The sequence below is a fragment of the Rhizobacter sp. P2_H3 genome, from assembly GCF_056403355.1.
Genome location: NZ_JBFUFQ010000194.1, coordinates 1 through 10,832 on the forward strand (window position 1 = coordinate 1; position 10,832 = coordinate 10,832).

Annotated in this window: 6 protein-coding genes; 3 read left to right on the top strand and 3 right to left on the bottom strand. The window is 73.3% G+C overall.

The genetic code is table 11. From position 1 onward, the window contains the following. The coding region (locus tag AC1D1T_RS25065) for a putative bifunctional diguanylate cyclase/phosphodiesterase (protein ID WP_477992686.1) at positions 1-1,977 on the bottom strand (1,977 nt) is incomplete at its 3' end. 198 nt (positions 1,978-2,175) lie between these two features. Here AC1D1T_RS25065 and AC1D1T_RS25070 point away from each other — a divergent pair. The 3 genes from AC1D1T_RS25070 to AC1D1T_RS25080 all read left to right on the top strand — a co-directional run bounded on the left by AC1D1T_RS25070 (position 2,176) and on the right by AC1D1T_RS25080 (position 4,828). Continuing rightward, on the top strand, positions 2,176-3,333 hold the full coding sequence (locus AC1D1T_RS25070) for a GGDEF domain-containing protein (RefSeq protein WP_477992687.1): 1,158 nt from the start codon (positions 2,176-2,178) through the stop codon (positions 3,331-3,333). 64 nt (positions 3,334-3,397) lie between these two features. Further along, complete coding sequence (locus tag AC1D1T_RS25075) at positions 3,398-4,423, top strand: S1C family serine protease (protein ID WP_082004338.1); 1,026 nt, start codon at positions 3,398-3,400, stop codon at positions 4,421-4,423. 66 nt (positions 4,424-4,489) lie between these two features. Beyond that, entirely contained in the window at positions 4,490-4,828 is a 339-nt protein-coding gene (locus AC1D1T_RS25080) for a CU044_2847 family protein (protein WP_477827206.1), read from the top strand. Here AC1D1T_RS25080 and AC1D1T_RS25085 read toward each other — a convergent pair. Beyond that, complete coding sequence (locus AC1D1T_RS25085; RefSeq protein ID WP_477992688.1) at positions 4,794-9,359, bottom strand: nSTAND1 domain-containing NTPase; 4,566 nt, start codon at positions 9,357-9,359, stop codon at positions 4,794-4,796. The genes AC1D1T_RS25080 and AC1D1T_RS25085 overlap by 35 nt on opposite strands. 17 nt (positions 9,360-9,376) lie before the next feature. After that, positions 9,377-10,832 (bottom strand): CHAT domain-containing protein (locus tag AC1D1T_RS25090; RefSeq protein WP_477992689.1); only part of this gene is annotated, 1,456 nt, incomplete at its 5' end.

Consider the following 10,832-nt stretch of genomic DNA (forward strand, 5'->3'; position numbering starts at 1 on the left):
CACCCTGGGCTCGTCGCGCGGCGAGCGCCACAGCGCCGCATCCTCGTGCCGCAGCTGGTACGACGCCACCGGTCGCCCGAGCAGGAAGCCCTGGATCTCGTCGCAGCCATGCGAGCGCAGCCGCGCGAGCTGCGAGGCCGTCTCGGCGCCCTCGGCATTCACGCGCATGCCCAGCGCGTGCGCAAGCGAGACGATCGAGCCGACGATCAGGTCGACCTTCGGGTCGCGCTCCATGTTCTGCGTGAACGCGCGGTCGATCTTGACCTTGTGGAACGGGAAGCGCCACAGGTAGGCCAGGCTCGAGTAGCCGGTGCCGAAATCGTCCATCACGATCCGCGTGCCCAGCGCCTGCAGCGTCTGCAGGGTCTGCAGCACCTGCTCGGTGTTGCGCATCAGCAGCGATTCGGTGATCTCCAGCTGCAGGCGCTGCGGCGCGAGGCCCGAGCGCGTCAGGCACTCCGACACCACGCCGACCAGGTCGCCCTGGAACTGCGCCGCCGACAGGTTCACCGACACCTCGAGGTGCTGCGGCCAGCGCACCGCCTCCTCGCAGGCGCGCAGCAGCACCCAGCGGCCGAGCGCCTCGATCAGCCCGGCCTGCTCGGCCAGCGGGATGAATTCGGCCGGCGAGATCGCGCCGCGGTCGGGATGCGACCAGCGCGCGAGCGCCTCGTAGCCGCTCAGGCGCAGCGCCTGCGCCTCGAACAGCGGCTGGAAGTGCAGCGTCAGCTGGTCGGACGCGATCGCATGGCGCAGCTCGTGCACCAGCGCGCGGCGCAGCTGCAGGTCGGCATCCATCGCGGCGTCGTAGAAGCTGAACTGGCCGCGGCCATCGGCCTTCGCGCGGTGCAGCGCCAGGTCGGCCTTGTGCAGCAGCTCGTCGCGCGTCAGCCCGTCGGTGCCGTAGATCGCCGCGCCGACGCTCGCGCCGCCCTCCACGCGCCGCCCGCCCTGCTCGTGCGGCGCCGCCAGCACGTCGACCACGCGCTGCGCGAGCGAGGAGACATCGTCCGAGCCGCGCACGCCGCTCTGCAGGATCGCGAACTCGTCGCCGCCCAGGCGCGCGACCAGGTCGAACTGCCGCACCACCTCGCGCAGCCGGCCCGCGACGGCGCACAGGGTGCCGTCGCCGGCGGCCTGGCCGTGCGTGTCGTTGACCAGCTTGAAATGGTCGAGGTCCAGGCACAGCACCGCGAACTTCGGGCCGCCGGCGCGCGCACGCGCCTCGGCCTCGCTGAGCGCCGCCGTGAAGCTCGCGCGGTTCATCAGCCCGGTCAGCGGGTCGTGCTCGGCCAGGTAGCGCACCTGGTCCTCGGCCTGGCGCTCGAGCCGCGAGCGCACGAACCACTGCCGCAGGCTCAGGCCGAGCAGCAGCGCCAGCGCCAGCACCACCGCGATCGCCACCCGCACGAAGGCTGCCGCGATGCGCGCCGCCCGCTCGGCCTGGTCGACATACACCTCGACCACGCCGCCGACGTTGCCGTGCGCGCCCTGCACCGGCACATAGGCCTCGCTGTAGACGCGCGGCCGGTCGGCGCGCTGCGACTGCCGCAGGTAGATGATGCTGCGCCCGCCGAGCACCAGCTCGCGCACCTCGGGGCTGCGGGCCAGCGTATCCAGCGGTGCCGCAGCCCGCGCGCGCGCCAGCTCCTCGGCGCCCAGGCCGAGCTGCTCGGACACCAGCAGCTCGCGCCCGTGCGGGTCGTAGAACTTGAAGCGGAACACCTCGCCCAGGTGGCGCAGCCGGCTGAGCTGCTCGAGGGCGGCCGGCGTCAGCGGGCCACCGGCGAAAAGGCTGTCGAGGTCGGGCACGGTGTCGCGCACATAGCCCGCCCACTGCTGCGCGCTGTGCTCGGCATCGGCGCGCAACTGCGCGCGCGACGCCGTCTTCATCGCCCAGGCCACCATGGCGCACGCGAGCGCACCGGCCAGCAGCCAGCCGAGCAGCGCGCGCCACGGGGATTTGAGCGAGGTCATTCGAAACTCCGGCAACCGTTCGAGCCCGGTCCAACCACCGGGCGACGGCTTTCCAGCGACAGATATCGGCAGCGCCGCGGCCGACCTGAGCCATCCCCGGTGAAAGCCCTGACGCAGCTCGCGTGAGGTATGCACGCTGCCACGCCCGGCGTGCTCAAGATGCCCGGGAGCGGGCCGAGATTGACGGCGAGCCCCGACATGCCCCATCGCCTGCAATCCGTTCCGCCGTTTCCCCCCGTTCCGTTCCCCGCCGCCGGCAGCCACCTGCCGCCGACCGCGCCGGAAGAGCCAGGCGCCCGTGCGCTGCGCCGCCGTGGCGAGCGCATGCGCATGCTGCGCATGAGCGTCGCGAGCTATGCGATCGACGCGCTGCTGCTGTTCCTGCTGCACGCGGCCGGCGCGGTCGGCCTGCTGCCGCCCGTCATCTACCTGCTCGGCGGCGCGCTCGCCGGCGGCGCCTTCTTCCTGATGCTGAACCGCGGCTGGAGCGAACGCTTCGCCGATCCGTACCTGACCGGCCCGCAGATGCTGACGGCCTCCGGCCTGCAGCTGGCGATGGTGGTGCTGGCGCCCGCGGTCGGCGTGCTGTCGATCAGCATCGTCTTCATCGTGTTCGCGTTCAGCGCGCTGCGGCTCACGCCGCGCCAGGTGGTGCCGCTGTGGGCCGTGATCTCGCTCGGGCTCGCCCTCGCGATCGGGCTGGCCGAGCAGGCCCCGGCGCTGCCGGTCGCCACGCGCTGGCAGGCGGCGCTGTCGGCGGTGTGGCTGTCGATGGCGATCGGGCGCTGCGCGGTGGTCGGGCTGTACGGCGCCTCGGTGCGGCAGCTGCTGGGCACGCGCAACCGCGAGCTCGCGCAGGCGCAAAACCAGCTGCACACGCTGGCCACGCGCGACGAGCTGACCGGCGCGCTGAACCGCCGCGCGATCCTCGGTGCGCTCRACGACGCGCTGCAGGCCGGCGCGCGGCCGTCGGTGGCGCTGATGGACCTCGATCATTTCAAGCTGGTCAACGACAACCACGGGCACCTGGTGGGCGACACCGCGCTGCGCCGCTTCGTGCTCGGCGCGGTGCGCTCGCTGCGGGCGGACGACCGCATCGGCCGCTACGGCGGCGAGGAATTCCTGCTGCTGCTCGCCACCAGCGAGCCGGCCACCGCGCTCGCGATCGCCGAGCGGGTGCGCCGCGCGGTGTCGGGCGAGGCCTGGGGCGACGTCGCCGCGGGCCTGCACATCACCGTCAGCATCGGCCTGGCGACCTTGCGCGAAGGCGAAACCGCCGAGCAGTTGCTGCAGCGTGCCGACGAGGCGCTGTACCGCGCCAAGGCAGAAGGCCGCGACCGGGTGGTGTCGGGATAGGTCACCAGGGCTTCGACAAGCTCAGGGCGAACGGGTACTTGAAAGCGCGCGTGCTGGGTCCCACATGCGCTGTCTGGAGGATCTCCCCGTGGGTGCCAACGACGCCTTTCTGCTCGATGCCTATTCCGAGACCGTCTCCGGCGTGGTCGAGCGCGCCGGGCCGAGCGTCGCGTCGGTCAAGGTGGTCGGCCACGCCAGCAACCGCGATGCGGCGCTCGGCGGCGGTTCCGGCTTCCTGTTCACGCCCGACGGCTACCTGCTGACCAACTCGCACGTGACGCGCGCCGGCGGCAGCGCGCTGCCGTCGCCGCAGGTCACGCGCCAGCGCGTGTCGCTGAGCGACGGCCGCGAGTTCGATGCGCGCTGGGTCGGCGACGACCCCGACACCGACCTCGCGCTGCTGCACATCGACGGCATGTCGCGCGGCGGGCTCACGCCGCTGCCGATCGGCCGCTCGGCGCTGCTCAGGCGCGGCGAGATCGCGATCGCGATCGGCAACCCGCTCGGCTTCGAGCACACCGTGACGGCCGGCATCGTCAGCGCGCTCGGCCGCAGCATGCGCGCCGGCACCGGCCGGCTGATCCCGGACGTGATCCAGACCGATGCGGCGCTGAACCCCGGCAACTCCGGCGGGCCGCTGCTGAACGCGCGCGGCGAGGTGATCGGCGTCAACACCGCGATCATCCGCGGCGCGCAGTCGATCAGCTTCGCAGTGGCGATCGACATCGCCGAATGGGTGATCCCGCAGCTGCTGCAGCACGGCCGGGTGCAGCGCGGCTACCTGGGCGTGGGCGGCAGCACGACGGCGCTCGACCGGCGCATCGTCGTCGGCCTCGGGCTCGGGCAATCGCATGGCGTGCGGGTGTCGGCGGTCGAGCCGGGCAGCCCGGCCGCGCGCGCCGGCCTGCGCGAGGGCGACCTGTTGATCGGCATCGACGGCCTGGCGATCGAGTCGGTCGACCGGCTGCACCAGGCGCTCGACGCGAGCCGCATCAACCGCGACTGCGTGCTGAAGCTGCTGCGCGGCAACGCGACCGGCCAGCCGCTGTACCTGACGGTGCGGCCGACGGTGGCGCATCCCCAACCCTGACGACGACCGCGCCGGCCGTGGCGCCTATGCTCGGCGAACGCGGTTGAACGCGTCTGGAGGACCGCCATGGCCACACGAGAGATCCTGATCGACGGCGTGCTGCTCAGCGTCGAGGTCGATGCCGCCGATGCGCCGCCCTCCACCGGCCTGGTCGAGCGCGGCGGCCTGGTCGAGCGCGGTGCGGTGGCCGACAAGGTGCGCGACATCGGCCAGGAGATGCGCAGCCTGCTGGCCGCCGTGACGCGGCCGGTGCGCGAGGCGCTGGAAGCGACGCAGCCCGACAGCTGGAGCGTCGAGCTGAACCTCGGCTTCAAGGGCGAGGCCGGCATCCCCTGCCTCACCAAGGGCGAGGCGAACGGCTCGATCAAGGTCAGCGCGAGCTGGAAGAAGCCCGCCGCGGCTTGAGCTTGTCGCCCAGGCAGCCCGGCGGCGCGCCGATCAGGCGGCAGCGCTCGCCGGGGTCGAGGTCGCGGCTGGCCTGCGCCTGCGCTTCTTCCATCACGCGCTTGCCGTCGGTCGGGATGAGGCGGCCGTTGCGGTCGATCAGGTAGCCGCCCTGCGCCGTCAGCTGCGTCTCGGCGAAGACCTGCAGGTCGGTCTCGAGGATCGGCTCGGTCGACGGCAGGCGGTAGACCCGCAGGCGCTGCTGGTCCGGCAGCCGCACCACCATCACGCCGCCGCTGCGGCTGAATGCCGGCTGCGCCGGCCAGCCCTTCAGCACGACCGGCGGGGCCGCCGGATCGTCGAGCGACCGCACCTCCAGCCCGTCGCCGGAGGCGCTCTGCCCGAAGGCATGGCGCCCGCTCGGATCGACGTTCATCTCGGCCCGCAGGCTGCCGCGCGCCGCACCGCCGCGCAGCTCGAGCAGCTCCCAGCCGGACGGGCCGCGCAGTGCCACCAGCCCGGTCGCCTCGTTGACGATGAGGCTGCCGCGCGACGAGGGCCCGAGCTGCAGCGATGGGGTCGACGACTCGGCCCGCAGGTCCCACAGCTCGGTGTGCCGGGCGTCCCACAGCTGCAACACCCGGCCGCCGCCGCGCAGCGCCATGTTCATGCCGTCCGGCGCCTCCCGCTCGATGCGGCGCAGCACGCGCGCCGTGCCCTGCTCGATCGCCTGCACCTCGATCCGCACGCGCCCGGGCAGCACGGTCTTGGTCGCGAACAGCCGCGCATGGCCGAGCACCAGCGAATCGGCACGCGGGTCGAACCGGCCGGCGCCGCCTCGACCGGTGGCCTCGGCCGCGGGCATGCGGAACAGCGGTTGCTCGGCGGCGGTGTAGAGGAGCCATTCGCTGCCATCGCGCACCAGGTGCAGGTCGTCGGCGCGTGCGATGACGCCATCGTGCCGGTGCCACGACAGCTGCCGGCCGCTGGCCAGGTCGAAGCCGCTCAGGCACTGGCGTTCGGCCGTCTCGCAGTGGCCCGAGAGCACCAGCTGCGATTCGTCGGGCGACACGCCGATCTCGACCACCGAGTCGTACAGGTCGGGCGTGTCCAGCTGCTGCAGCAGCTGGCCGTCGCCCAGCCGGCGCAGCTGCAGCGCGTCGCCGGTGGGGCTGCGCATCGCGGTCACCATGCGGGACTCGTCGCGGCTCACCCACCACGGCGCCACGCGGTCGCCGAGCGGCCGCAGGCGCGGGCGCAGGTCGTACACGCGCACCGCGCCGTCGGCCGCCTTGATCGCCAGCCGGTTGCCCTGCTCGCTCAGGCTCACCAGCGACTCGTAGGTGTCGCGCACCGGCATGTCGAACGCGCCCTGCAGCCGCCACAGCCCGCCCGACACCAGGTCGGCAACCTGCACCTCGTTCGCGCCCCGCAGCAGCTTGACGATGCGCCGGCCGTCGCGGTTGATGACGATGTCGTCGACGCCGCCGCTTTCGCTGCGGTCGATGCGCTGGTACGGATGCGCGCCGCCGGCCGGGTCGAGCTGCAGGCGCTGCAGGTCGAGCAGGCACAGCTGCGGCATCACCGACACGCCCAGCGTGCCGCCGCCCTGCGCGAACGCATAGCCGAGGTCCTTGCACGGCTGCTCGTCGGCGCTGGCGGTCAGCGCGCCCCGGCCGTCGTAGGTGAACAGCCGCACGCCGAAGCCGGGCCAGCCCGGGCGTTGCACGGCGACGAGTTCGTCGCCTTCGGCGCGGAACACCGCGCCCATCAGGCCGCCGACCACGCCGGTGTCGGCGTTCTGCGGACGCCGCCGGAACAGCAGCCTGCCGTCGTCGACCGACCACACCCGCAGCTCGCTCGCATCGGCCGTGATGGCGGCCAGCCGCCGGCCGTCGGGGCTGAAGCCGAGGCGGCCGACATCGCCGCTGCCTTCGAGCACGCGTGGCGGCGCCGCCGTGCCGCTCGCCGCCGATGCCGGCCACAGCACCACGCCCGCGTCGGTGGCCGCCACCACCTGCCGGCCGTCGGTGCCGTAGGCCACGCTGTGCACGGCGCCCGGCGGGGCCGGCCAGGCCAGGCGGCGCTGCGGCCGCAAGGCCGGCAGGCCGAGCTCCCACTCGTCGACGCCCTCCGCACCGGCCACCAGCAGGTGCTGCCCGTCCGGCGCCAGCACGAGCGCATCGACCGGCCCGACCAGGTCGCGGGTCAGCCGCTGCGTCGCCCAGCGGTACTGCGTCGCCTCGATCACGGCGGGTGCCACGGCGTTCTGCCGCTGCGGGTCGCGCTCGAAGACATCGTTGGCGAGCGCCAGGCTCTGCTCCGCATTGACCGCCGCGACGCTGCCGGCGCGCGAGGCCAGCATCGACAGCCAGGTGTCGTCGCGCTGCTGCTGCGCCGTGGCCATCGCCGCCCGTGCCAGCGCGGTCTGCCGCTGCGCGGAGGCCGCCTGCTGCCGCGCCTGGTTGCCGACCCGCATCGCGGCCTCGCTGGCCTGGACCGCGTCTTCGCTGACCCGCTGTGCCTCCAGCTGGGTGGCGGCCGCATTGCGGTAGGCCGCCTGGGCATCCGCATTCGCCTTGTCGAGCAGCGCAATGGCGGCCTTGTTCGCCCTGTCCTTCTCGCGCTCCGCGTCGCGCTGGGCGGCCGACGTCGCCAGCCACCCCAGCAGCGCCGCGACGAACAGCCCGAGCGCCGAGAACCCCGCCACGGTGGCCCAGCGCAGCCGCTTCGCGATGCGCCGGTTGGCATGCAGCTGGTGGGCCGTCGCCTGCTTCTCGATGAGCATGCGCGCCTCGGCCAGGTCGGCGCGCTCGCGCTCGACGGCGATGCGCTTCGCCTCCTCGTCGGCGCGCGCGTACTGCAGCGCCAGCTCGGCCGCATCGCTCGCATCGAGGAACTCGCGCTCCAGCGCCGTGATCGCGTCGCGGTCGAACTCCGCGTTCGCCTGCTCGAGCGCGAGCCCGCCGAGCAGGAAGGCCTTGTCGAAATCGCCCTCGCGCCATTTCTCGGCCTGCTTGCGCAGGAAGGCGCGGCGCTCCCGCTGCACGCGCTGCTCGGCGAACAGGTGGTCGAGCAGGTCCCAGTTGCGCAGCAGCGACTCGTGCGCCACCTCGGCCACGTCGTCCAGCGGATCGCCCGACGGCGCGGGCGTGATCCGCACCAGCCGCTCGCGCACGAACTTGTCGAGCACCGCATCGACGTTCGGCGCATCGGCCACGCCGTGCAGCACGCGCCGCGTGGCCCGGCTGCGGAACACGGTGGCGGCCTCGCCCGGGCGCGACAGCGCAAGGAACACCTTCTGCGCAGCCAGCTGCTGCTCGCGCGACAGCTCGTTCTCGTACACCCGCTGGGCGGCCTCGGCCATCGCCTGGCGCGGGCTGCCCACCTCGCGGTAGGCGTCGCGCGTGATCAGGTTGCCCTTGCGCCGCGCCCACAGCGAGGTCAGGCTGAACTGCAGCAGCGGCAGGCTGGCGTCCTCGCCGACCACGCTCTTGATCAGGTCATCGACCAGGCCGGCCTGGAACTTCAAACCCACCTGCTGCGCCGGCCGCTCGATCGCCTCGCGCAGCCGCGTCGCCTCCATCGAGTACACCGAGAACTCGGCCTCGCCGTAGCGGCGGTTCAGGTCGGGGTATTCGCGGGCGAGCTGCGGCTCGACATCCTTGCGCATCGTCGCGACGACGCGGTGCGCCGCGCCCGGTGCATCGACGAGCGCGCACAGCGCAGCGACGAAGGCGAGGTGCGCCGCCGAGGTCTGCTCGGTGCGCAGCGTCAGCGCCTCCTCGAACTGGTCGACGACCAGCAGCACCGGCTGCGCGAGCCGCGCCAGCATCGCCACCGCATGGGCCGGGTGGTGCAGCATCTGCTCGGCATGCGAGCCGAGCGACGCGTCATCGGGTTCGAGCGTTCCGGCCGCGGCCAGCAGCGCGCCGGCCAGCTGCCGCAGCGGGGCCACGCCCGGCGTGAGCGGCGGCGGGTAGACCCACGCCGCGCTGCCGTCCACCGCGCCGCCGCGCAGGGCCGGCAGCAGCCCGGCCAGCACCAGGGACGACTTGCCGCTGCCTGACGCGCCGGTGACGAGCAGCAGCCGCTGCCGCTTCAGCCGCTCCACCAGCGCGGCGATCGGGTCGTCGCGGCCGAAGAAGTGCCTGGCATCCGATTCGCCGAACGCCGCCAGCCCGAGGTAGGGGCAGGCATCGTCCGACAGCTGCGGCAGCAGCGCCGCATCGTGCGGTGCGAGCAGCGGGCGCGCCACGTCCAGGCCGTGGCTGTAGCAGCGGCCGGCCCAGTAGTCGAGCATCGCCTGGCAGGCACGGCGCTCCTTCGTCTCGTCCAGGTAGGCGCCACCGGCCGCGCCGCGTTGCAGGAACCCGGCGACGTCGGGGAACATGCCGATCAGCTGCTGCCGCTCCGGGTCGGCCGCGCCGGCGCCCCCCTCGGCCAGCGCTTCGGCTTCCACCGCCACCTGGTCCAGCCGCAGCATCAAGGCCTCATGCACCTCCTGGAAGTCGGCGATCGTCTGGAACGGCAGTCGGTCCGGCTGGTTCATCGCCATTCCCCGCCCGCTCAGGCGCGGTGCCCGCCGGACACCCGGTCCTTCATGTCGCCGCACAGCTGCTTCAGGTCGGAATCGATGGTGTAGAAGCCGTAGTCGAAGTCATCGCAGAACTCGCCGAAGGCCGTGCAGGTCGACAGCGCGTCGTTGGCCGCGACGCCGCTGCCCAGCAGCTCGGCATGGCGGCCCAGGTCGGCGCAGCCGGCCGAGGTCCAGTCGGGCAGCATGCGCGTGATCGAGTCCGACAGCACCCGCCACTGGCGGCGGATCTCGTGGAAGCGCTGCGCCTCGGCGGCCTTGCGGATCACCGCGAGCCGGTTGTCCAGGCCCTGGCACAGCGTGTGCACCGTGGCGCCCTTGCGCAGCCTGGCCCCCAGCGCGCGGATCTCCTCGACCGCACGCGCGTCGAAATCGGCCCCCATGCCGCCCAGGAAGGCCAGCAGCAGCTCCAGGTCGAGGTGCTTGGCGAGCGTGGCCATCGTCGTGTCGACCAGTGCCGGCTGCACCGTCAGCAGCGTGTCGAGCGCGGCGAGTGCGTCGTCCAGCCGCTCGACCGAGCGCTGGGCGAGCGCCTCCTCCAGCGTGCCGACGGCGGCGGCGAACTCGTCGATCAGCGGCTGCATCAGCTGCGCGTCGCAGCGCTCCTGCTGCGCCACGCGGCGCACGTCGAGCAGGCGCTTCTTCATGTCGCGGCAGTGCGCCGAGAACTGCGCGAGCGAACTGCCGGCGGGAAACTCGTCGCGCCGCAGCTGGATCAGCGTGAGGTCGCCGCGCGTGGAGTGCAGCGCATCGTGCACCACCTTGTGGTCGTACAGCTCGGCGATCTCCGACAGCACGGTGGCGACTTCGCTGCTGGAGCCGGTGCGCACAGCACCGGATGGCGCAGCAGGCGGCGTGGCAGCAGGCAGCGCGAGCGCGGCCCGCAGCCCCAGCTCGTGCCCTTCGGCGATGCGCATGTAGAGCACCGGTGTCGCGAAATCGCGGCCGGTCGGCAGGTTCAGGTTCAGGATGGCGCCGCGCGCCTCGGCCATCGCCTCGTCGATGGTGTCGACGCGCGACAGCGCCAGGTACAGCATCTTCGAGAACGCGACCGCGCTCGCGTCGTAGACCGAGTACTGCATGCCGACCACCGCCGGGATGCCGGCCCGCACCAGCGACGGCGCGACACCGGCCCACTTGTTGCGGCCGTCGGTGCGCGCCGACTGGCAGGCCGCGAGCACCGCGAGCCGGATGCCCTTGGAGGCCAGCGAGCGCGCCAGCGCATCGACCTCCCACGGGTCGCTCGCGCCGTCGTCGCGCTGCAGCACCAGGTGGGCCGACGGCGCGCCGCCGTCGGCCGGCGTCCTGAACTCGCCGTGGCCGCTGAAGTGGAAGATCTCGGTGCCGTCGAGCAGCATCCGCTGCAGCGCCTCGCGCGTGGCCGGCCGGCACACGGCCATCTCCAGGCCGCCGACCGCGGCCACCGCC

Excerpts from the sequence above, each read along its gene's own strand:
- AC1D1T_RS25075 (WP_082004338.1), top strand. The coding sequence starts at position 3,398 with ATGCGCTGTCTGGAGGATCTCCCCGTGGGTGCCAACGACGCCTTTCTG.
- AC1D1T_RS25085 (WP_477992688.1), bottom strand. The coding sequence starts at position 9,359 with ATGAACCAGCCGGACCGACTGCCGTTCCAGACGATCGCCGACTTCCAG.
- AC1D1T_RS25080 (WP_477827206.1), top strand. The coding sequence starts at position 4,490 with ATGGCCACACGAGAGATCCTGATCGACGGCGTGCTGCTCAGCGTCGAG.